Below are 22,738 nucleotides of genomic sequence, written 5' to 3'. Positions count from 1 at the left end.
CGTACAGGCAGCGCTACACCCAGTTGCTCAAATCATCGATTCCGTCGCTTCTGTTACGGCAAGGCGGCGGATTGAGTCGCAGATTGTGATCGCTTACTGATCGAATCGCTTCGCGATCTGTTGCAGCGCGTGATGGGTTGTGCCCATGTGCCGGTATCGGGACTGGCGGGAGGCGCGGCCGGGTAAGGGCATCGGAATGCGACGTGCCGCAGGCCGGCGTTCGGTGCCGTCGGTGACACCGGTCGTGGCGCCGGTTGTCCGCGGTGGTTGTCCGCGGTGGTGCCGAGGGGTGCCGGGAGCCGTGTGGTGCCCTCGGTGCCGGCTGTGTCCATGGCGGCGGAAATCCGGCACTGTCACGGCGCCCGGTGCCGGAGGGGCGGGCGATTCCGACGTACCGGGGAGCCGGCGGCGCCCGGTCTGGGGGGCGCTCGATGTGTCAGAGGCGTCAGCGGCGTCGGCGGTGAAGGGCGACGGCCGCGGCCGTGCCCCCCGCCAGTGCGCCGACCCCGGCCGCGGCCGGGATGCCGACCTTGGCCGCCTTGCGGCCCGTACGGTAGTCGCGCAGCCGCCAGTCGCGCTCCCGCGCGTGCCTGCGCAGCTTGGTGTCCGGGTTGATCGCGTACGGGTGCCCGACGAGCGAGAGCATCGGGATGTCGTTGTGCGAGTCGCTGTACGCCGCGCAGCGGGCCAGATCCAGGCCTTCTGCCGCCGCCAGGGCGCGTACCGCCTCGGCCTTCGCCGGGCCGTGCAGCGGCTCGCCCACCAGCTTGCCGGTGTAGACGCCGTCGACGGACTCGGCGACCGTGCCGAGCGCGCCGGTCAGACCGAGCCGGCGGGCGATGATCGTCGCGGTCTCGACGGGCGCGGCGGTGACCAGCCACACCTTCTGGCCCGCGTCGAGGTGGGCCTGGGCCAGGGCACGGGTGCCGGGCCAGATGCGGTCGGCCATGTACTCGTCGTAGATCTCCTCGCCGATCGACATCAGCTCGGAGACGCGGTGGCCCTTGACGATGGACAGGGCGGACTCGCGCACGTCCTGCATGTGCTCCGGATCCTCGACCCCGGCGAGCCGGAACCAGGTCTGCTGCCAGGCGAACCTGGCCAGCTCGCGGCGCTGGAAGAACTTGCGCTTGTAGAGGCCACGACCGAAGTGGAAGATCGCGGCGCCCTGCATGACGGTGTTGTCGAGATCGAAGAAGGCTGCGGCGCGGTCGTCCCCGGCGACGGGGAAGTCCGGTTCCTTCGGCACCGCGTCCCCGGTTCCGGGGGACGCGGTGCCGGCGGCGAGCTGTTGCGAGGTCTTGCGCGCTGCCTCGGCGGCGGCCTCGCCTGCGAGGACGCTCCGGGCGGTTGCGGAGCGCCTACGGGGGGTGAGCCATCCCAGTGCGGCCATGGCGTGAGCATAGCCAGTCGGTTCGGCGGTTCCTGACTCGCAGGGATGCGAAGGCGTGAACTCTCGGTGGCCCGATTGTTAAAACCGGCAGTTCGGACACGCGACCAGGAGTAGAGGAGCGGGGCGGAGAATGGGGTCATGAGTCCTCTGCTGCGGCGTACCAAAAAGAAGGCCGGCGAGCGGGTCGTGACCCTGATCGGGAAGCCCGGATGCCACCTCTGTGACGATGCGCGGGCGGTGATCGAGGAGGTGTGCGCGCAGACGGGCGCGTCCTGGGAGGAGAAGGACATCACCCAGGACGAGGAGCTGCACCGGGCGTACTGGGAGCAGATCCCGGTGGTCCTGGTGGACGGGGAGCAGCACACCTTCTGGAGAGTGGATGCCGGCCGGCTGCGCCGCGAGCTGGGGGCGTGACCCGAAAGGCGGTTACCATCGTGGGCGATTTGGTGGGGTCTCGGGGGCGTGGCCGTAAGGAGTGTGGACCGCTTTGCCCCCTTCGTTTTTTCAACGGACACGAGCGGTCCCGGGTTCCGGAATCCCGCGATCGGCTCGCGTGACCCCGGTCACTTTGCACGGACAAAGCGGACACCATCTTTGTGCACGCGTTCACAAAGACATAGCCTGCATTCGACGGGGCGGTCCTGGAACGTATGGCCGCCTGCAGCCTCGCTCATCCCGCAGGAGCACCGTGGCAACTGGCCGAACTCACCGACCGGCGACCCGTAGCCGAGGAATCCCCGAGGCCACCGTCGCCCGGCTTCCGCTGTACCTGCGCGCGCTGACCGCGCTGTCGGAGCGCTCTGTGCCCACGGTCTCCTCGGAGGAGCTCGCGGCCGCGGCGGGGGTCAACTCCGCGAAGCTGCGGAAGGACTTCTCGTACCTCGGCTCGTACGGCACCCGTGGTGTCGGCTACGACGTGGAATACCTCGTCTACCAGATCTCCCGGGAGCTCGGCCTCACCCAGGACTGGCCGGTCGTGATCGTCGGTATCGGTAATCTCGGCGCCGCCCTGGCCAATTACGGCGGCTTCGCCTCCCGTGGCTTCCGGGTCGCCGCGCTGATCGACGCGGACCCGGCGATGGCCGGCAAGCCGGTCGCCGGGATCCCTGTCCAGCACACGGACGAGCTGGAGAAGATCATCTCGGACAACGGCGTCTCCATCGGCGTCATCGCGACGCCGGCCGGGGCCGCGCAGCAGGTGTGCGACCGGCTGGTCGCTGCCGGAGTCACCTCGATCCTCAACTTCGCGCCCACCGTGCTCTCGGTGCCTGACGGCGTCGACGTGCGCAAGGTCGACCTCTCGATCGAGCTGCAGATCCTCGCGTTCCACGAGCAGCGCAAGGCCGGCGAGGAGGCGGAGGCAGAGGTGCCGCCCGCGGGAACGCGCGGGGCGACGGGCCCGGACGACACTGCCGCCGCCGCGTCCGCCGGGACGGACACCTCCGCGGACACCTCCGCGGCCGCGGGCACGGGTGCAAGCCGGAAGGGACCCGACGGGGACGTCCCCGCCGTGATGCCGGCATGAGCCTCCTGGTCGTCGGACTCAGCCACCGCAGCGCCCCGGTCAGCGTGCTGGAGCGCGCCTCGCTGTCCCCGGACACACAGATCAAGCTGCTGCAGGACACGCTGGCCGCGGAGCCCGCGGTGGAGGCGTCGGTCCTCGCCACCTGCAACCGCATCGAGCTGTACGCCGACGTCGACAAGTTCCATGCCGGCGTCGCCGAGCTCTCCACCCTGCTCGCCCAGCACAGTGGCGTCGGGCTGGAGGAGCTCACTCCTTATCTCTATGTGCACTACGAGGACCGCGCCGTCCACCATCTGTTCTCGGTGGCATGCGGTCTTGACTCGATGGTCATAGGCGAGGGCCAGATCCTCGGGCAGATCAAGGACTCCCTCGCGCTCGGCCAGGAGCTGCACACCGCGGGCAGGCTGCTGAACGACCTCTTCCAGCAGTCGCTGCGGGTCGGCAAGCGCGCCCACAGCGAGACCGGGATCGACCGGGCCGGCCAGTCGCTCGTCACCTTCGGCCTCGAGCAGCTGTCCGACGGCACTCCGGTGGAGATCTGGGCGAAGGGCAAGCGGGCGCTCGTCATCGGCGCCGGCTCGATGTCCTCGCTCGCCGCGGCGACCCTGGCGCGCGCCGGAGTGGCCGAGATCGTCATCGCCAACCGGACGCTGGAGCGCGCCGACCGGCTCGTGCAGATCCTGACCGAACCCGGTGGTACGGGCGTGCGTGCCCGAGCCGTCGACATGGACTCGGTGGGTGAAGAGCTGACACGTGCCGATGTAGTGGTCTCGTGCACGGGTGCCACCGGTCTGGTGCTGCACACGGACGCGGTCGAGGCCGCGCTGGCGGGACGGGGCGGCACGCTCGCGCTGCTCGACCTCGCGATGCCCCGCGACATCGACGCCGCCGTGCACCGTCTCGACGGGGTCCGGCTGGTCGACATCGAGTCCCTCGCCGAGGCATCCGCCGACGCCCCGATGGCCGCCGACGTCGACCAGGTGCGCACGATCGTCGCCGACGAGGTCGCCGCGTTCGGCGCCGCTCAGCGCGCCGCGCACATCACGCCGACCGTCGTCGCGCTGCGCACGATGGCCGCCGACGTGGTCGCCGGTGAGATCGCGCGGCTGGACGGACGGCTGCCCGGTCTGGACGAGAAGGAGCGAGCCGAGATCGCCCAGACCGTCCGCCGCGTAGTCGACAAACTTCTGCACGCGCCCACTGTGCGGATCAAGCAGCTCGCGGCCGAGCCCGGCGGTGCCGGATACGCGGACGCGCTGCGGACACTCTTCGACCTCGACCCGGAGACGGTCGCATCCGTCAGCCGGGCCGACCTGAACGACGCCGACGTCAAGAACCGAGGGCGGGTATGACCGAGAGGGCCGAGAAGGCTTTGAGGCTGGGGACGAGGCGGAGCAAGCTCGCCATGGCCCAGTCCGGGCACGTGGCGGAGGCGGTGACCCGGCTGACCGGACGCTCCGTCGAGCTCGTCGAGATCACCACGTACGGTGACACCTCCCGTGAGCACCTGGCGCAGATCGGGGGCACGGGTGTGTTCGTCACCGCGCTGCGCGATGCGCTGCTCGCGGGCGAGGTGGACTTCGCCGTGCATTCGCTGAAGGATCTGCCGACCGCGCAGCCCGAGGAGCTCACGCTCGCGGCCGTGCCGCGGCGCGAGGACCCGCGTGACGTGCTCGTCGCGCGCGACGGGCTGACGCTCGACCGGCTGCCGAAGGGCGCCCGGATCGGCACCGGCTCGCCGCGGCGCATGGCGCAGCTCAACGCGTACGCCCGCGCGCACGGGCTGCAGATCGAGACTGTGCCGATCCGCGGGAACATCGACACCCGGGTCGGATACGTACATGACGGGGAGCTCGACGCCGTGGTGCTGGCCGCGGCCGGGCTGAACCGTATTGGCAGGATCGACGAGGTGACCGACTTCCTGTCGGTCGACATCGTGCTGCCCGCCCCCGGCCAGGGGGCACTGGCGGTCGAGTGCCCGGCAGCCAATGCCGGACTCGCCGCTGCGCTCGCCGAGCTCGACGACCCGCACACCCGGGCCGCCGTGACCGCCGAGCGGTCCCTGCTCGCCGCCCTGGAGGCCGGCTGCAGTGCACCTGTGGGTGCACTGGCCGACCTGCCGGCCGATGAACAGGCTGTTCATGAGATGCACCTGCGCGGTGTCGTCGGTACGACCGACGGCTCGACGCTGGTGCAGCTGTCCACCACCGGTCCCGTACCCAAGTCGCACGAAGACGCCGTGGCATTCGGTCGCGAACTCGCGTCCGAGATGCTCGCCAAGGGTGCGGCCGGTCTTATGGGGGAGCGAGCACATTGAGCCCCACCACCACTGCCACCTCTGCCTCGTCGGCGTTCTCCGCACCAGGGCATGTCACCTTCCTCGGCGCCGGTCCCGGCGACCCGGGGCTGCTGACGCTGCGCGCCGTGGAGGCGCTGGCCGGCGCGGACGTGCTGATCGCCGAGCCCGATGTCCTCGAGGTCGTTCGCGGCCATGCGCGGACGGGCGTGAGCACGTCCGAGCTGACGGTTGTTGACGATGCGTCAGCACCCGCCGGGGTCCCCGTGTTGAGGGATGCGACCAATCTTGTCATGGAGGCTGCACGGGGCGGCAAGCGGGTCGTCCGTGCGGTGAGCGGTGACCCCGGACTCGACGGCAACGCGGGCCAGGAGATGCTCGCCTGCGCCGCGGAGGGCATTCCGTTCGAGGTCGTGCCCGGCGTCGCGACGGCGGTGGGCGTGCCCGCGTACGCCGGCGTGCCGCTCCGTGACGCGCAGGGAACCGACGTGCGGTTCATCGACGCCCGTACCGCCGGCGAGCGTTGCTGGACCGAGGTCGGGGCGTCGGACGGGACCGTCGTCGTGTCGACCTCGCTGGACGCGGTCCCGTCCGCGGCGGGTGAGCTGATGGCCGCCGGGCGCAAGCCCGACACCCCGCTGACGGTGACGGTCGGCGGCACCACGACGCGGCAGCGGACGTGGACCGCGACGCTCGGGACCATCGCGCAGGTCTTCAAGCAGGCGAAGGTGCTGCCCTCGCCCGAGGGGCACCGGCCGGTCATAGCCGTGGTCGGCGAGCGCAGTGCCGCGGCTCAGCGGGACCAGTTGGCGTGGTTCGAGTCCAAGCCCCTGTTCGGCTGGAAGGTCCTCGTGCCGCGGACGAAGGAGCAGGCGGCTTCGCTCTCCGACCAGTTGCGTTCGTACGGCGCGGTGCCGCACGAGGTGCCGACGATCGCCGTCGAGCCGCCGCGTACGCCGCAGCAGATGGAGCGTGCGGTGAAGGGGCTCGTGACGGGCCGCTACGAATGGATCGCCTTCACGAGCGTCAACGCCGTCAAGGCGGTGCGTGAGAAGTTCGAGGAGTACGGGCTCGACGCCCGCGCCTTCGCCGGGATCAAGGTCGCGGCGGTGGGTGAGCAGACGGCCCGCGCGCTGATCGACTTCGGGGTCAAGCCGGACCTGGTGCCCAGCGGGGAGCAGTCCGCGGCGGGGCTGCTGGAGGACTGGCCGCCGTACGACCCGGTGTTCGACCCGATCGACCGGGTGTTCCTGCCGCGGGCCGACATCGCCACGGAGACGCTGGTGGCGGGCCTGATCGAGCTCGGCTGGGAGGTCGACGACGTCACCGCCTACCGGACGGTGCGGGCCTCGCCCCCGCCGGCCGAGACGCGCGAGGCGATCAAGGGCGGCGGCTTCGACGCCGTGCTGTTCACGTCGTCGTCGACCGTGCGGAATCTGGTGGGCATCGCCGGGAAGCCGCACAACGTGACCGTGATCGCGTGCATCGGTCCCGCGACCGCGAAGACCGCCGAGGAGCACGGGCTGCGGGTGGATGTGCTGTCGCCCGAGCCGTCGGTGCACAAGCTGGCGGAGGCGCTGGCGGAGTTCGGCGCGCGGCGGCGCGAGGCCGCGGTGGAGGCCGGGGATCCGGTGACGCGTCCGAGCGAGCGGAGGCCGGGGGCGCGCAGGCGTCGGACGACCTGATCGATGGGGTCGAGGGGCCACGGGGTTGTTCCCCGTGGCCCCTTCCTCGTGCTGCTCCGCCGTCGTGGCAGGTCGCCGGGCACGGCCCCGTGGCGGTCGTGACCGCGTTCGGCGCCCTGCCGGCCACCGGCGGTCTGTCGGTAAATGCCTGCCCCGGACCGGCGTAGCGTGGTGGGCATGACTGTGTACGGATCCTTCCCCGGATCGCGGCCGCGGCGGCTGCGGACCACTCCCGTGATGCGGCGCATGGTCGCCGAGACGCGACTGCACCCCGCTGATCTGATCCTTCCGGCGTTCGTACGGGAAGGCGTCGTCGAGCCCGTGCCGATCGCGGCGATGCCCGGCGTCGTGCAGCACTCGCTGGACACGCTGCGCAAGGCCGCGGTGGAGGCCGTGGCCGCCGGTGTCTCCGGGATCATGCTCTTCGGTGTTCCGGAGGACGCGAAGAAGGATGCGGCGGGGACTGCCGGCACGGATCCGGAGGGCATTCTTCAGGTCGCCGTCCGCGCCGTGAAGGAAGAGGTCGGGGACGATCTGGTGATCATGTCCGACCTGTGTCTTGACGAGTACACCGACCACGGGCACTGCGGAGTGCTCGACGCCGACGGCCGCGTCGACAACGACGCCACGCTGGAGCGGTACGCCGAGATGGCGCAGGTCCAGGCCGACGCGGGCGTCCATGTGGTGGGGCCCAGCGGGATGATGGACGGTCAGGTCGGGGTCGTCCGGGATGCGCTGGACACCATCGGCAAGGAGGACGTGTCGATCCTCGCCTACACCGCCAAGTACTCGTCGGCGTTCTACGGGCCGTTCCGTGAGGCCGTCGCCTCCTCGCTGACCGGCGACCGCAAGTCGTACCAGCAGGACCCGGCGAATCTGCGGGAGTCCATGCGGGAGCTGGCGCTCGACCTGGAGGAGGGCGCCGACATGGTCATGGTCAAGCCCGCGGGTCCGTACCTCGATGTGCTGGCCAAGGTCGCGGACGCGGTGGACGTACCCGTGGCCGCGTACCAGATCAGCGGTGAGTACGCGATGATCGAGGCCGCGGCCGAGAAGGGCTGGATCGACCGGGACAAGGCGATCCTGGAGACGCTGACGGGGATCCGGCGCGCAGGCGCGCAGATGATCCTCACCTACTGGGCGACCGAGGTCGCGCAGAAGCTGGGGCGCTGAGCGCGCTCAGTCCCACCGGAACGTCCAGTGCTCCTTCCCGAGCACTGCTTCGGCTGCGTAGGTACGCAGGGTCTCGTAGCCCTGCCAGACGTTGTCCGGACAGAACGCGTGGTGCTCGGCGGCCACGGCGAGGGCGTGCGCCATGGTGCGGGGCGGCGCCGCCACGGAGAGATGCAGGCGGTCGGCGGGGAGCGCCACGAGGCGTGCGCCGAAGCGGTCCTCCCAGGAACGCAGCACTGCGGAGATCAGACCGGCCTCCGTGTGGTTGCAGGCACCGGTCCAGCCGAGGGCGGCCGGTATGTCCGCGCCGCTTCTGGCGGGGACCAGGGCTGCTCGGGCGCCGGGCAGCCGGTCGGTGTCGAGGAGCGCGGCGCTGACGCCGGCGGCCACGGCGTCGGCGTCGGCCTGCGACTCTCCGGCGGGTGCGAGCCCGGGCCACTCAGGGGTGAACGGCGCGATCGTGTCGGCGTCGTCCTCGTCGTGGTCCACGGCCTGCACCCGGCCCCAGAGATGCTGAAGCGTCTCCTCGGGGTCGTGGTCGTCCGGGTCGGCAATCTGGTCGGCGTAGAGGTACTTGCCCTCGTCCACCATCAGCACGGGGTGCATACCGGCTTCCTCCCGAGCCGGGAGGAGGCGCGCCCAGGTGTTGTGGTCCGCGGGTGTGTCCGCGTACCAGAACGACGGCTGTGTACGCACAGCGCCGGACGGCAGGTCCAGGCCCAGCGCATTCGGGTTCATGACCATGGTCCGAACCGTACGGTCCGCCACTGACAGCGCCGGGCACGGGCAGCGGACGGGCGCCGACGGCATGTCAGGTGCCACGGACGGGGCTGTCACGGACGAGGTGGGCCTGCCGCATGCCTCCTGTTGCGCACGGCCCGAACTTCGACGGCCTCCCCGCCGCGGTCTCCGGGCTTGCGCGGCTTCCCCCGGTTCGTGGCTTCCCCGGCTTCCTGGCAGGGCGTTGCGCGGCGCAGAGGCACGGGGCGGGGTGCTCATGGGGATGGTGAGCACCCCGCGCCGGCTGCGGAGCCCGGCCGTCAGTACGTCAGAGCGTCCTGCATCGAGCTCTGCCAGTAGGTGACGGAGGCGGCATCGTCCTTGTGAGTGCCCGCAGGGAGCACGAGCCTGGTCGGTGCGCCGGTGGAGCCTGCGCCGTCACGAGGGGCGAAGAGCACGGTGAGGTCCTTGGCGGTGCGGCCGTTGCTGTCACCGCCGCCCTCGCCGCTCAGCAGGACCGAGGCGTAGGCGGACCGGCCGGGCGCGAGGCTGACGACGGCCTGTGGCTTGCTGTCCTCGTTGACCTGGGTGGGGGACTGCTCGTCGTCGAAGCGGAGGAACGGCGCGGCGTAGGCATCGCAGACGCGGGAGCCCGTGTTGGTGACGGTGAGCAGCAGGTGGTTGATGGGGCGCGTGACCTTGGTGACGACGACCTTGGTGTTCCCGCCGGTGCAGGTGGCGGGGGCGCCGCTGCCTGCACTGCTGCCCTTGCTGCTCTGGTTGGTTGCGCCCTTGCCCGTGTGCTCGGCGCCGCCCTGCGCGCCGGTGCCGCTGCTGCCCGATGAGCCAGTGGCCTGGGTCCCGGCGGCGGGGGCGCCCGCCTTGCCGGAGCTTGTGGCGGCAGGGGCATGGGCACTGTCCTTGCCGTCGTTCTGACAGGCGGTCAGGGACAGGCCGGCCAGAAGGGCCGTGGCGGCGGTGATGACGGTACGGGTACGGATGGTGCGCATGGTGGATCGACTCCCCGTTGTGGTGAATTCAGTGATGCGTGATCAGCGAGACCAGGACGGCGATGCAGATGATCAGCACCGTCGTGGCGAGAACATCGCTGATGTTGAAGCGGGTTCGCATGGAGGCTCCCGGTGGGGCTGATGCTGAACACACCTTGCGGGGCCCGTCGATGACGGGACAACAGACCCGGGACAATGAGGGAAGCCGGAACGCCGGAACGGTAGTTGACCTGGGAAAGTCCCCTGTCCCTGGAACGACCGCCTGGGATGCGTTCCGGGACGCGGGACGACCTGGAGGACCGGGGTGGCGACAGAGACGGACGGCTTCGCGGGGCTGCTGAGCGCGCTGAAGAAGCGCTCGGGACGCAGCTACGGGGCCCTGGCCGGGCAGCTGCACATGAGTACGTCCACGCTGCACCGCTACTGCAACGGCGACGCGGTCCCGACGGACTACGCCCCGGTGGAGCGGATCGCGCGGTTGTGCGGGGCCACCTCCGAGGAACTGATGGAGCTGCACCGTCGCTGGATCCTGGCCGACGAAGCGCGCAGGCGCAGCCGGAACGGCACCGCCGAGTCCACGGCGGGGACCGCTCGAGCAGCAGGGCCGATCGGCGCGGCAACGCCTGCCGAGGCAGTGACGGGCGAGACGGCAACGCCTGCTGTGGCAGGGACGACCGGCGCGGCAACGCCTGCCGAGGCAGTGACGGGCGAGACGGCAACGCCTGCTGTGGCAGGGACGACCGGCGCGGCAACGCCTGCTGAGGCAGTGACGGGCGAGACGCCGGCGACAGTTGTGGCCGTGACCGGCGAGACGGCGGCGCCTGCTGAGCCGGCCCGTACCGCGGCAGCCGCTGAGGCCGGGGCCGATGCTTCCTCGGCGGACCGCGCGACCGAGGACGCGGAGGACGGCGGCCCTGACACCGACGTGGCCGGGCCCCCGCCCCTCTTGCGCAAGCGCCGGATCCGCATCGCTCTCGCCGCGGCCGTCGTCGTCGCCCTCGCCGTCCCGGCGGCCTTCGCCATGGGCGAGTTCCCGCGCACCTCAGGAACGAGCGACGAGGACGGGAAGGAATCCGTCGAGGGCGCCGGAGCCGGCGCTCCCGCAGGAACCTCCGCGTCCGCATCGTCGTCGGCCAGTGCCGCCCCGAGTGGCAGCGCTTCCCCGCGTGACAGCGCCGCCCCGGCCGGGGGGACGCATCCCACCCCCTCCGACCCGTCCGCAACACGAAAGTCGCCGCCGCCCGCCGTCAGCGGCGAGCGTGGTGCCCCGCCCAACGTGGGGATCAGCTCATACAACTGGGAGGCGCCGTGCGATGAGAACTATCTGCTGGACCGTCAGCCCGACCAGGTGCCACGCCCGCCCGCCCCACAGGACGCCCGCCGCTGGGCGGGTGCCCTGGGCGGCGTCGACGGCGGGCGGATGCACCTGCAGCTGACCGCCACGGGTACCACGGACGAGGCGGTTGTACTCGGTGCCCTCCATGTACGCGTCGTGGGGCGCGACGCGCCTCTGCCCTGGCAGGCCTATTCCATGGGGGACGGCTGCGGCAGCGGCGTGACTCCGCAGACCTTCGACATCGACCTGGACGACGCACGGCCGGTGGCCACGCCGAGGGCCGGACAGGACGGCGACACTGTCGTGCCTGCCAAGAACTTCCCGTACAAGGTCTCCGCCCGCGATCCGCAGGTCCTGAACCTCGATGTGCACACCGAATTGCATGAGGTCAGGTGGTACCTGGAACTGACCTGGCGCAGTGGTCCCCGGCACGGGACAGTGCGCATCGACGACGGCGGCAAGCCGTTCCGTACGAGCGCGCTCGAGGGACGCAAGCAGTATCTCTACTGGCCCACGAAGGGTGAGTGGATTGCCGAGTGACCGCCCGGTGCGGTGACGGCAGGCGTCCCGGACACGGGCAAGGCAGGGGTCCAGTCGCGCTGCCGGGGTGTTCCGGCAGGGCGATGGGGGTGTACTCGCGTACACCCCCATCGGACCGTCGCACCGGTCAGAGGCGCTCGGGCGTGCCGATACCCAGCAGGGCCATGCCCTGGCGGAGCGTGCGGGCGGTGAGGTCGCAGAGGAACAGCCGGTTCTCCGCGATCTCCTGCGGAGGCGCAGGCTTGATGACCGGGCACTGGTCGTAGAACGTCGTGAGGAGCGACGCCAGCTGGTACAGGTACGCGGCCAGCTTGTGCGGTTCGTACGCCGCCGCCGCTTCGGCCACCGTCTCGCCGAACTGGTCCAGGTGCAGGCCGAGTGCCCGCTCGGCCGGGGCCAGTTCGAGCTCCGGGTGGGCCACCGGCGTCCTGTCGCCCGCCTTGCCGAAGATCGACTTGATCCTGGCGTAGGCGTACTGGAGGTACACGGAGGTGTCGCCGTTCAACGACACCATCTGGTCCAGGTCGAACTTGTAGTCCCGGGACGCGGAGGTGGAGAGGTCGGCGTACTTGACCGCGCCGATGCCCACCTGGGCCCCGCGTTCGGCGATCTCCTCCTCGGTGAGGTCCTTGGCCTTCTCGCGGACTACCGTGGAGGCACGCTCGATCGCCTCGTCCAGCAGGTCCACGAGACGCACGGTCTCGCCCTCGCGGGTCTTGAACGGCTTGCCGTCCTTGCCGAGCACCGTGCCGAAGGCGAGCTGAACGGCCTTGACGTCGTCGTTCAGCCAGCCGATCCGGCGTGCGGTCTCGAAGACCATCCGGAAGTGGAGCGACTGACGCGCGTCCACCACGTACAGCAGCGTGCTCGCGCCCAGGTTCCGGACGCGGTCGCGGATCGCGGAGAGGTCCGTTGCCGCGTAGCCGAAGCCGCCGTCGGACTTCTGGACGATCAGCGGGACCGGATTGCCGTCGGGGCCCTTCACATCGTCGAAGAAGACGCACAGCGCGCCGTTCGAGCGGACCGCGACGCCCGACTCCTCCAGGATCCGGCAGGTCTCGACCAGCATGTCGTTGTAGCCGGACTCGCCGACGACGTCCGGGTCGTTGATCTCCATGTCGAGCTTGTTGAAGACCGAGTAGAAGTAGATCTTCGACTCGTCGACGAAGCGCTGCCACAGGGCGAGGGTCTGCTCCTCGCCCGCCTGGAGGTCGACCACGCGGCGACGGGCCCGGTCCTTGAACTCCTCGTCGGAGTCGAAGAGGGCGCGCGAGGCCTTGTAGAGCCGGTTCAGATTCGACATGGCCTCCTCACCGGAGACCGCGGCCTCGTTCCTGTGGTCCAGCTCGTGCGGATGCTCGATCAGATACTGGATGAGCATGCCGAACTGGGTGCCCCAGTCGCCGATGTGATGGCGCCGGATCACCTTCTCGCCGGTGAACTCCAGGATCTCGACCATCGCGGCGCCGATCACGGCGGAGCGCAGATGGCCGACGTGCATCTCCTTCGCCACATTGGGCTGGGCGTAGTCGATCACGGTCGTGCCGGCACCCGCGGCGTACGGAACACCGAGGCGGTCGTCGGCGGCACGGGCCGCCAGGGTCTTCACGATCGCCTCGTCGGTGACCGTGATGTTGAGGAAGCCCGGACCGGAGACCTCGATGTCCTTCAGGACGTCGTTGGCCGGGATCGCCTCGACGACCTGAGTGGCCAGCGCACGCGGATTGCCCTTGAGCTGCTTGGCGAGCGCCAGGATGCCGTTGGCCTGGAAGTCGGCCCGGTCGCTACGTCGCAACAGCGGGTCGGCGGAGCCGGCCTCCGGCAGGGCTGCCGAGAGGGCTTCCGCGAGTCGCTGCTGCACGGTCGAAGCGAGGGAAGGGACCGAGGCCATGAGCTTCCGTTCCTGTCGGTGGGTGGTCGGCGGTGCTTAATCGGTAGTCAAGTGTCCCATGGGGGAGCAACCTGTTTCCTCCACGGAAGCGGGAGGCTGTGGACAACCACGCGCCTGTGGACAACCATCGAGCCCGCTGTTCCGTCTGGGAGAATGGCCGAAGCCAGCTCCGAAAGACTCAAGCATTCAAGGACGTGCCGATCGTGGCTCAGAGCAGCACCGAGACCGACTGGGTCTCCCGTTTCGCGGACGATGTCATCGCCGAGTCGGAACGGCGTGCGCCCGGGAAACCGGTCGTGGTTGCCTCTGGGCTGTCCCCGTCAGGACCGATCCACCTGGGCAATCTGCGCGAGGTCATGACCCCGCACCTGGTCGCGGACGAGATCCGCCGGCGCGGGTACGAGGTCCGTCATCTGATCTCGTGGGACGACTACGACCGCTACCGCAAGGTGCCGGCCGGCATCCCAGGAGTCGACGACTCCTGGGCCGAGCACATCGGCAAGCCGCTCACCTCCGTGCCCGCCCCCGAGGGCTCGCCGTACGCGAACTGGGCCGAGCACTTCAAGGCCGCGATGGTCGAGTCGCTCGCCGAGATGGGCGTCGAGTACGACCCGATCAGTCAGACCCGGCAATACACCTCGGGTGTTTACCGCGAGCAGATCCTGCACGCCATGAAGCACCGTGCCGACATCGACGCGATCCTCGACCAGTACCGGACGAAGGCCAAGCCCCAGCCGAAGAAGCAGCAGCAGAAGCCGGCCGACGAGGCCGAGCTGGAGGCCGCCGAGGGCTCCGGCGCGGCGAGCGAGGACGACGGCAGCGGCGGCTCCGCAGGGTACTTCCCCTACAAGCCGTACTGCGGCAACTGCGAGAAGGACCTGACGACGGTCACCGAGTACCTCGACGCGACGACGGAGCTGACGTACTCCTGCACGGCGTGCGGCTTCTCCGAGACGGTCCGGCTGAGCGAGTTCAACCGCGGCAAGCTGGTCTGGAAGGTCGACTGGCCGATGCGCTGGGCGTACGAGGGCGTGATCTTCGAGCCCAGCGGTGTCGACCACTCGTCGCCGGGGTCGTCGTTCGTCGTGGGTGGACAGATCGTCCGCGACGTCTTCGACGGAGTGCAGCCGATCGGACCCATGTACGCCTTCGTGGGGATCTCCGGCATGGCGAAGATGTCGTCGTCCCGCGGTGGGGTGCCGACACCTGCCGACGCGCTGAAGATCATGGAGGCACCCCTGCTGCGCTGGCTGTACGCCCGGCGCAAGCCCAACCAGTCCTTCAAGATCGCCTTCGACCAGGAGATCCAGCGGCTCTACGACGAGTGGGACAAGCTGGAGAGCAAGGTCCAGGACGGGACCGTGCTCCCCGCCGACGCGGCGGCGCACTCCCGTGCGGTGCGCACCGCCGCGGCCGAGCTGCCGCGGACCCCGCGCCCGCTGCCCTACCGCACGCTCGCCTCGGTCGTCGACATCACGGCCGGCCATGACGAGCAGACCCTGCGGATCCTCAGCGAGCTGGACCCGGCGAATCCGCTGACCTCGCTCGATGTCGCCCGGCCGCGCCTCGACCGCGCGGAGAACTGGATCACCACTCAGGTTCCGGCCGACGCCCGGACGATCGTCCGGGCCGCCCCCGACGCGGAGCTGCTCGGGTCGCTCGACGAGGCGGGGCGGGAATCGCTGCGGCTGCTCCTGGAGGGGCTCGACTCCCACTGGTCGCTGGACGGGCTCACCACGCTCGTCTACGGCGTGCCGAAGGTGATGGCCGGGCTGGAGCCGGACGCCAAGCCGACGCCCGAGCTGAAGGTCGCTCAGCGTTCGTTCTTCGCGCTGCTGTACCGGCTGCTGGTCAGCCGTGAGACCGGACCGCGGCTGCCGACGCTGCTGCTGGCCGTGGGCGCCGAGCGGGTGCGGAAGCTCCTCGGCTCCTGACCCGCCCCGGGCCCCAACCCCGCCCCGGGCCCCGACGCCGCCCAAGTCCCTGAGCCCGCTTCGGGCCGGATCCCGCTTCGGGCGCGACGGGCTTGGTGCCTGACCCGGCCGTCGCGTCGGCACGGCGCCGCAGGGTCCTCGCCCACTGGGGCGAGGACCCTGCGGCGCTGCTGTCTCCACTGGAACAACCGGCCCGGCCCCGCCGCCTGGGAGCTGTCCAGGACAGGTGTCGGGTGCCCACCGGGCGACCGCGGGGGCAAGGAAGCCGATCGCGGCGTCAGCCGGCCGGATCACCGGAGTCCGGGGACCTGCCGGCTCCCGCTGTCCGGCAGTCCCGTCCACGGGGACGAGCGGTAGGGGACGACCAGGAATCGGTGGGGGAGATGCCCACCGCCGAATAAGCGGCCCTCAGGGTGCTGTGCCCGGTGCTGTACGCGGTGCTCGCGGTCCGGGAAGGACGACGGGGAGAAGCGGGCATGACCCGCCGCCCACCGTGCGGTCGGTCCCTACGCGATGTGCTCGGCCTCCAGATCGGCCTGGTAGCGGTTCTGGAACTCCGGCATCAGACGCCGCAGGAGGCTTCCGCTGCGCGGGTGATGGATTGCGTGGACGTCGGCGAGGGTTATGTCCAGCACATCGTTGCTGGGGAAGGCGCCGTGGAGGTCCACGTAGTCCTTGAAGACCGGGTAGGCCAGCTCGGCGAAATCGGCGTCCTCGAGGAGGTCGGCGTCCTCGGGAGCGGCAGGCTCGGTGAGGCCGCCGGCCGGGGGCACGGTCGGCGCACCGGATCCGCGCTCGGCCTGCGGGGCGGCTACCGGGGCCTGTTCGTACATCGCCTGCTGCTCGGCACGCGGCGCCGGAATGGTGCCGGGACCCTGACCGGCGGGCATCGCGTCCGGGCCGGCCGGGACCGCGACCGCAGTCGGCTCCAGACCCTCGACATAGGTCGGGTTGTACGCGCTCTCGTACGCCTCCTGGGGTACCTGCGGCGCGGCGAACCACGGGCTTTCATGGGACCCCTGCCGCTCACCCTGCGGCAGCCGGTGATCGTCCGGGTGGGGCTGGGCCCATTCCTGCCGGGAGTCCGCGGGGGCGAGCGGCGCCGGAAGGCCGCCTGCCGGCGAACCCGCGGCGGACGGTCCGGCAGCGGGAAGCTCCGTTGCCGGCCGCTCCCCCGCGGGCGGCGGGTTCGGCGGCAGCAGGGCCGGCTCGATCCCTGCCGCCGCAAGTCCCGCAGGCGCCGTTTCCGCCAGCGGAACCCCGTACTTGGCGAGCCGCAGCGGCATCAGCGCCTCGATGGGCGCCTTGCGCCGCCACGCCCGCCCGAAGCGGGCCTGCAGACGGGCCTGGTAGATCAGCCGGTCCTGCTCCAGCTTGATGACCTGCTCGTAACTGCGCAGCTCCCACAGCTTCATCCGCCGCCAGAGCCGGAACGTGGGCACGGGCGAGAGGAGCCAGCGGGTGAGCCGCACGCCCTCCATGTGCTTGTCGGCCGTGATGTCCGCGATCCGGCCCACCGCGTGCCGGGCGGCCTCGACCGAGACCACGAAGAGCACCGGAATGACCGCGTGCATACCGACGCCGAGAGGGTCGGGCCAGGCCGCGGCTCCGTTGAAGGCGATCGTCGCGGCCGTCAGCAGCCATGCGGTCTGGCGCAGCAGCGGGAAGGGGATGCGGATCCAGGTGAGCAGGAGGTCGAGAGCGAGCAGCACGCAGATGCCTGCGTCGATGCCGATCGGGAAGACGAGGGAGAAGTCGCCGAAGCCCTTCTTCTCGGCAAGCTCGCGCACGGCAGCGTACGACCCGGCGAAGCCGATCGCGGCGATGATCACCGCTCCGGCAACGACGACGCCGATGAGAATGCGGTGCGTGCGTGTCAGCTGCATCGCGGCCACCCGCGATCCCCTCCCGATATCGAATTCCGGATCGAACTCCGGTGCCCGGACGCCGGCTCGCGCGCCGTCGGAGCGGGCCAAGCCTGGCACATGATTGCGGAGCCCGAGCCTCCGGGGAGGTGGTCCGGGCTCTCGCTGTGCCTTTTACCTGGGCTCCGGGCCGCTGCTGCCGGATTTCCGACGGTTCCCGGACCGGTGTCCGGAACGGGAGCGCGGTGGAGCGTCCAACGGCCGTCGCCGGGCGGGACGGTCGGGTGATCACATGATCGGGTCCGGCCTCGCCGGGTGGACTACTTGTTGGCCGTCGCGATCGAGGCCGCTGCTTCCTTGGCCGCCTTCACGGCGTCCTTCAGCAGCTCCGCCCCGTCCGGTGTCTTGGCACCGGCGTAGCCCGCACCGTTGTAGCCGAGGGTGAACACGACGTTCCCCGCACGGGCCACGATTGTGGCGTACTTGAACGTCTCGTCCGTCTTGTTCAGGTCGAAGCTGATCGCCGTGGCCTCGTCACCGACGCCCTGCGCCGGCGACTTCTTGACGCTCTTGGCGCCCTCCGTGGCCGCGGTCTTGGCGACTTCCTTCTCGTACGCCTCCTGGGCCCGCTTCTGGCCGCTGCCCAGACCGGACTCGGACTGGTAGCGCAGGAAGGAGACGTCGAGCCAGCGGTAGTTCGAGCCCTTGACGCCCTTGTCCTCCAGGCCGTTCCAGGAGCAGCCGCCACGGACGCCGACGTCACTGGAGGTGCCTGCCGTGCCGGCCTTGTTCTTCACCTTCGGCACCAGCTCCCCGATCGTCTTCGAGGAGAGCGCCTTGCACGGCTCGGGCAGCTTGGCGAACTTCGCGGGCTCGACGGCCGCCGCTGACTGCTTCGAGCCGGATGCCGCCTCGCCGGGGGAGGAGGGGGCCGAGCCGGAGGCCTTGTCCTCGCTGCCGGAGTCCGACGAGCAGCCGGCGACGACGAGCATCACCGGGACGGCGGCGCAGGCGAGTATGCGGGTGAGTCGCGGGGCTGATCGGTGCATGGTTCCTTCACTCGGTGTGTCGTACGGTCCGCCGTGGTGCGGGACGGACGGTCGGCCGGTCCGGAGCCTTCCGGTCGGCCACGGTACGCCGACACGTTACGTCGCCGAGGGCGTCCTGCGGGATGGGGTGCCGGAACCCGGTGGTGCGGGCGGGCACCCGACGGTGCCGGCGGTGGACGGGCTAGTCGTTGAAGCGCTCGGCCAGGTTCAGGGCCAGGGCCTGCGCCTTTTCCTGCAGTTCCTTGCTGTCCGGGATCTCTGTGACGAGGGCCGGCTGCTCGACGTACTCGACGGTCACGATCACGTTCGATGTGCGGAAGACCACGCTCACGGTCCGGTGCTGTGCGGTGGAACCGGCACGGGTGAGGGCGTCGTCGAGGAACGCCGCGTCGCCGAGGCCGTCGAGCTCTCGGGGTTCGAGCCCCTCGGCGCTTTCCCCCGGAGCAGGGCTGCCCGTGGTGCCCGAGGGGGTCGGGGTGCCCGCGGCTCCCGCAGCGGCGCTGGGCTTGGGTGACGCCGTGCCGCCGGAGGGCTCCGTGTCCTGGACCTTCTCGTCGCGGGGGTCTGCGGGCGCAGGCAGCTGGGCAGCGTCCTGCTTGCGGGCGTAGACCTCCTGGGCCCGGACGTCGTCGCTGACCTCCGTGTCGTACGACACGACGCGTTCGACGTCGATACGGAGGTGGTGCGAGGCGTCCGGCGCGTCGGCCTTCCAGCTGCAGCCGACCCGGCGGTCCGTGTCGTAGGTGACGGCTGCCGTGCCGCCGTACACCTTCTCCTGCTGCTCCTCGGGCAGTCCGGCGGCGCCGGGGAGCAGGTCCCGGAGGGTGGAGCGCTCGACCGCGCCGCAGGGCTCGTAGAGCGTGCGGTACTTGCCGGGGGCGGCCACGCCGGGACCGGCGGAGTCGCCGGGCTTGGTGTCGGTGGCGGAGCCGTTGTCCCCCGACCCGGCGGTGCAGCCGGTGACGAGCGCGACGAGGAGCGCCGCCATGCCGGATACGTACGCCTTTCGCTGCACGGTGCGGAACTCCTTCTGCCACGGGAAAACTGCTTGCCGCCCGGTGCGGGCCGATGGACACAATGTGTATCGCACGCGCAGCTGTGAACGCCGGTCGGTTGTCCGTTCAGCCGACCTTGGCGCCGGTTTTTGCGTTTTCAGGCTTATCGGGGGAATTGGGGAAGTATGTCGTATGTAGAGATGCCCGGGGCGAAGGTCCCGATCCGGATGTGGACGGATCCGTCCACGGTCGAGGACGGCGCGATGCGGCAGCTGCAGAACGTCGCCACGCTGCCCTGGATCAAGGGACTCGCCGTGATGCCGGATGTGCACTACGGCAAGGGTGCCACGGTCGGCTCGGTGATCGCGATGCACGGTGCGGTCTGCCCCGCGGCGGTCGGCGTCGACATCGGCTGCGGAATGTCGGCCGTAAGGAGCTCGCTCACCGCGAACGATCTGCCGGGCGATCTGTCCCGGCTGCGGTCCAGGATCGAGCAGGCCATCCCGGTCGGCCGGGGCATGCACGACGACCCGGTGGACCCGGGCCGGGTGTACGGGTTCCCGGCGGCGGGGTTCGGTGACTTCTGGTCGCGGTTCGACGACGTGGCCGACGCAGTGAAGTTCCGGCGTGAGCGCGCGACGAAACAGATGGGAACGCTGGGCTCGGGCAACCACTTCGTGGAGTTCTGTCTCGACGAGTCCGGCGCGGTGTGGCTGATGCTCCACTCCGGCTCGCGGAACATCGGCAAGGAGCTCGCCGAGTACCACATCGGCGAGGCCCAGAAGCTGCCGCACAACCAGGGCCTGGTCGACCGGGACCTGGCGGTGTTCATCGCGGACACCCCGCAGATGGCGGCGTACCGCAACGATCTCTTCTGGGCGCAGGAGTACGCGAAGTACAACCGCGCGATCATGATGGGACTCTTCCAGGAGGTCGTCCGCAAGGAGTTCAGAAAGGCCAAGGTCACCTTCGATCCGGTCATCTCCTGTCTGCAGGAGGATGCCGAGGGCCGGATGAGGACCGTCGAGTACCGCCCCGGCGTGATCAGCTGCCATCACAACTACGTGAGCGAGGAGCGGTACGACGGGATGGATCTGCTGGTCACCCGTAAGGGAGCCATCAGTGCGGGCTCCGGGGAGTGGGGCATCATCCCCGGCTCCATGGGGACCGAGTCGTACATCGTCCGTGGTCTGGGCAACCCGAAGTCGTTCAACTCGGCCTCGCACGGCGCCGGCCGGAGGATGAGCCGGACCGCTGCGAAGCGGAAGTTCTCGACGAAGGATCTGGAGGACCAGACACGGGGTGTGGAGTGCCGCAAGGACTCCGGAGTCGTGGACGAGATCCCGGCGGCGTACAAGCCGATCAGCCAGGTGATCGACCAGCAGAAGGACCTGGTGCAGGTCGTGGCGAAGCTCAAGCAGGTCATCTGCGTCAAGGGCTGACGTCCGGCACACCACGTCATCGACGGCCCGGACTCCGAAGCCGGGGTCCTGCTGTGGGCTCGGGGCCTCGGCCCTGATCGCGAAGTGGCGTGCCGGGTATCCCGAGCGCTCCGGGGCCCGATCGAGCCGGCGCGTGCCCTGCCTGCGGGCTACCGCCGACTCGGAGGACGGTGCCCGGCCATCGCTCCGCCGCCGGTGGCGACGCCGCCGCTCGGCCTGGGTGCGGAGAAGGGGGGCGTGTCCTGCCGGCACGTCGTTCCGGCCGGCGGGAGGGCGCCGTCGATGAGGTACCGGCTCTCGTACTGCTTGACGCAGCTGCTGGGGTTGATCAGTGCGGTGTGCCCGTACCCGTTGTTGGTGAGCAGACGGGCGTTGGCCAGTTCCCTGGCCATGGCCTGCGCGCCCCAGTAGGGAGTGGAGGGGTCGTCGGTGGTGCCGACCACCAGGACGGGGTGAGCCGTCGGCTTGTTCCACGGGCCGCGATAACGGTGGGCGGCGACCGCCGGCCAGGTGGCACACCCTTCGGCGGCCCAGGTCCAGAAGCGTCCGGCGTCGCCCGCGCGGGTGGCGGCGGCCTCCTCCAGGGCGTGGTAATCACCGGGGTCACGGGGATTGGGGCTGTCGCCGCAGAGCACCGCACTCGCCTGTTCTTCGCCCAAGTACGGATTCGGATGCGGAACCGGTGGTGCGGGTGGGAGCGGGGACGGCTCCGGGGCGCTGCCCCGCCACAGGTCCTGCAGCCTGCCGGCGAGGTCCGTCCACCCGGGATGGACGACGAAGAGGCTGTTCACGACGTCACCGACCGTGCGGCCGTAGGTCCACGCGCCCACGGAATGTTCCCGGAGCCGCTGCATCAGCCGGTCGAACTTGTCCCGGGTCGCCTTCGGGCTGCCGGCCGAGAAGGCGCAGCGGTCGGTGGTGGCAGCCCCGCACAGGGTGAGGAACCGGTCGAGGGTCGCTGCTGCGCTGCGGTCCGAGCCCAAGCGCAGGAATGTGGTGAGCCGGGGGTCGTCCTCGGACGCATGGTTCGTCCAGGCCTGCGGGTCGATGTTGCTGTCGAGGACCATGGCGCGGACCTTGCCGGGAAAGAGATTGGCGTAGGTGGCGCCCAGGATCGTGCCGTAGGAGATCCCGAAGTAGGTGAGTTGCGGGTCGCCCACCGCCTGGCGGAGCTGGTCGAGGTCGCGAGCGGTATCGGTGGTCGACACATGGCGCAGGAGCTCGGGGTCGCGCTGCTGACAGCGTCGCCCCAGATCCTTGTACGCGGCGATGAAGGCCGTCCGCTCCTGTTCGCCCACCGGGAAGCCGGCCGCTTTGCTCGCATTCCAGGTGGCGGCTTCCTCGGGACTCGCGAAGCAGTTCACCGCGGTGCTGCTGCCGACCCCGCGGGGGTCCCAGCTGACGATGTCGAACCGCTCCCGCACGTCCTGCGGGAAGGACTCGTAATTCTGCGGCATTTGCACCGTTCCCGGCCCACCGGGTCCGCCCGGGTTGAAGAACAGAGTGCCGACGCGTTGTCCGGGGCCGGTTGCCTTCCGCTTGATGACGGCCAGGTCGATGGTGCGACCACGGGGGTTGTCGTGGTCCAGCGGCACCTTCGCGGTCGCGCAGTCGAACCGACTGCCGTGAATGCAGGGTCTCCAGTCCAGCTGTGGGGCGGGCACCGAAGGTGCGGGTGTACCGCCTGCCGCGGCGAGGTGCTGTCCCGTCAGTACCGTCGAACAGGTCACCAGTGCGGCTATCGCCGCGACACCGGGCCGACGGCCCGCTGCGGATCCGGATATCGGCATGCTTGTCCTCCACGGCTGAGCGTCCGTTGCCATCCGTGCGCTGGGCCCCGGCACGCATCCGTGTCCACGACACCGCAGTCCGGCAGCGTGCGCG

Annotated in this window: 17 protein-coding genes; 9 read left to right on the top strand and 8 right to left on the bottom strand. The window is 70.4% G+C overall.

The window, feature by feature from the left end:
• Positions 1-445: 445 nt before the first annotated feature.
• Positions 446-1,393 carry an HAD family hydrolase gene (locus tag AC068D_RS17595; RefSeq protein ID WP_478823903.1) on the bottom strand — a complete coding sequence of 316 codons (948 nt, stop codon included), beginning with the start codon at positions 1,391-1,393 and terminating at the stop codon, positions 446-448.
• Between the two features lie 138 nt (positions 1,394-1,531).
• Here AC068D_RS17595 and AC068D_RS17590 point away from each other — a divergent pair, with 138 nt between their 5' ends.
• From AC068D_RS17590 to hemB, 6 genes are all read left to right on the top strand, one after another.
• Positions 1,532-1,807, top strand: coding sequence for a glutaredoxin family protein (locus AC068D_RS17590; RefSeq protein WP_478823902.1), 276 nt, complete (start codon positions 1,532-1,534; stop codon positions 1,805-1,807).
• A gap of 274 nt (positions 1,808-2,081) precedes the next feature.
• Positions 2,082-2,918, top strand: a complete 837-nt coding sequence (locus AC068D_RS17585) for a redox-sensing transcriptional repressor Rex (RefSeq protein WP_478823901.1) — start codon at positions 2,082-2,084, stop codon at positions 2,916-2,918.
• Positions 2,915-4,270 carry a glutamyl-tRNA reductase gene (locus tag AC068D_RS17580; RefSeq protein WP_478823900.1) on the top strand — a complete coding sequence of 452 codons (1,356 nt, stop codon included), beginning with the start codon at positions 2,915-2,917 and terminating at the stop codon, positions 4,268-4,270. Before AC068D_RS17585 ends, AC068D_RS17580 begins: the two co-directional genes overlap by 4 nt.
• The gene (gene hemC / locus AC068D_RS17575) at positions 4,267-5,235 is read left to right on the top strand and encodes a hydroxymethylbilane synthase (RefSeq protein ID WP_478823899.1); all 969 of its coding nucleotides are present in this window, start codon (positions 4,267-4,269) and stop codon (positions 5,233-5,235) included. The genes AC068D_RS17580 and hemC overlap by 4 nt, the downstream gene beginning before the upstream one ends.
• Positions 5,232-6,899 (top strand): bifunctional uroporphyrinogen-III C-methyltransferase/uroporphyrinogen-III synthase, encoded by a 1,668-nt coding sequence (locus AC068D_RS17570; RefSeq protein WP_478823898.1) that lies wholly within the window; start codon positions 5,232-5,234, stop codon positions 6,897-6,899. Before hemC ends, AC068D_RS17570 begins: the two co-directional genes overlap by 4 nt.
• A 177-nt stretch (positions 6,900-7,076) precedes the next feature.
• Positions 7,077-8,072, top strand: a complete 996-nt coding sequence (gene hemB / locus AC068D_RS17565) for a porphobilinogen synthase (protein WP_478823897.1) — start codon at positions 7,077-7,079, stop codon at positions 8,070-8,072.
• A 6-nt stretch (positions 8,073-8,078) separates the two neighbouring features.
• Here the strand turns inward: hemB and AC068D_RS17560 are convergent, their stop codons facing one another.
• Both AC068D_RS17560 and AC068D_RS17555 read right to left on the bottom strand, forming a co-directional pair.
• Positions 8,079-8,816, bottom strand: coding sequence for a DUF4253 domain-containing protein (locus AC068D_RS17560; RefSeq protein WP_478823896.1), 738 nt, complete (start codon positions 8,814-8,816; stop codon positions 8,079-8,081).
• Positions 8,817-9,112: 296 nt separating this feature from the next.
• Positions 9,113-9,802: a DUF4232 domain-containing protein gene (locus AC068D_RS17555; protein ID WP_478823895.1), complete on the bottom strand. Its 690-nt coding sequence runs from the start codon at positions 9,800-9,802 to the stop codon at positions 9,113-9,115.
• A gap of 304 nt (positions 9,803-10,106) precedes the next feature.
• Here AC068D_RS17555 and AC068D_RS17550 point away from each other — a divergent pair, with 304 nt between their 5' ends.
• The gene (locus tag AC068D_RS17550) at positions 10,107-11,678 is read left to right on the top strand and encodes a helix-turn-helix domain-containing protein (RefSeq protein WP_478823894.1); all 1,572 of its coding nucleotides are present in this window, start codon (positions 10,107-10,109) and stop codon (positions 11,676-11,678) included.
• A gap of 127 nt (positions 11,679-11,805) precedes the next feature.
• Here AC068D_RS17550 and argS read toward each other — a convergent pair whose 3' ends face one another.
• Positions 11,806-13,569, bottom strand: coding sequence for an arginine--tRNA ligase (gene argS, locus AC068D_RS17545; RefSeq protein WP_478823893.1), 1,764 nt, complete (start codon positions 13,567-13,569; stop codon positions 11,806-11,808).
• 194 nt (positions 13,570-13,763) lie between these two features.
• On the opposite strand from argS, the gene lysS reads away from it, so the two are divergent.
• On the top strand, positions 13,764-15,503 hold the full coding sequence (gene lysS, locus AC068D_RS17540; RefSeq protein WP_478823892.1) for a lysine--tRNA ligase: 1,740 nt from the start codon (positions 13,764-13,766) through the stop codon (positions 15,501-15,503).
• A gap of 506 nt (positions 15,504-16,009) precedes the next feature.
• Here lysS and AC068D_RS17535 read toward each other — a convergent pair.
• The 3 genes from AC068D_RS17535 to AC068D_RS17525 form a co-directional block, all read right to left on the bottom strand.
• The gene (locus AC068D_RS17535) at positions 16,010-17,398 is read right to left on the bottom strand and encodes a DUF2637 domain-containing protein (protein WP_478823891.1); all 1,389 of its coding nucleotides are present in this window, start codon (positions 17,396-17,398) and stop codon (positions 16,010-16,012) included.
• Between the two features lie 290 nt (positions 17,399-17,688).
• Positions 17,689-18,417, bottom strand: coding sequence for a DUF3558 domain-containing protein (locus AC068D_RS17530; protein WP_478823890.1), 729 nt, complete (start codon positions 18,415-18,417; stop codon positions 17,689-17,691).
• A 181-nt stretch (positions 18,418-18,598) separates the two neighbouring features.
• The gene (locus AC068D_RS17525; protein WP_478823889.1) at positions 18,599-19,432 is read right to left on the bottom strand and encodes a DUF3558 domain-containing protein; all 834 of its coding nucleotides are present in this window, start codon (positions 19,430-19,432) and stop codon (positions 18,599-18,601) included.
• Positions 19,433-19,597: 165 nt separating this feature from the next.
• On the opposite strand from AC068D_RS17525, the gene AC068D_RS17520 reads away from it, so the two are divergent.
• Complete coding sequence (locus AC068D_RS17520; protein ID WP_478823888.1) at positions 19,598-20,854, top strand: RtcB family protein; 1,257 nt, start codon at positions 19,598-19,600, stop codon at positions 20,852-20,854.
• A gap of 149 nt (positions 20,855-21,003) precedes the next feature.
• On the opposite strand, the gene AC068D_RS17515 is transcribed toward AC068D_RS17520, so the two are convergent.
• Entirely contained in the window at positions 21,004-22,644 is a 1,641-nt protein-coding gene (locus tag AC068D_RS17515) for an alpha/beta hydrolase (protein WP_478823887.1), read from the bottom strand.
• Positions 22,645-22,738 lie beyond the last annotated feature (94 nt).

The sequence above is a fragment of the Streptomyces sp. NPDC043861 genome, from assembly GCF_056435905.1.
The sequence above is the reverse complement of the archived record's forward strand: the minus strand, read 5'-3'. Positions and strand labels throughout refer to the sequence as shown.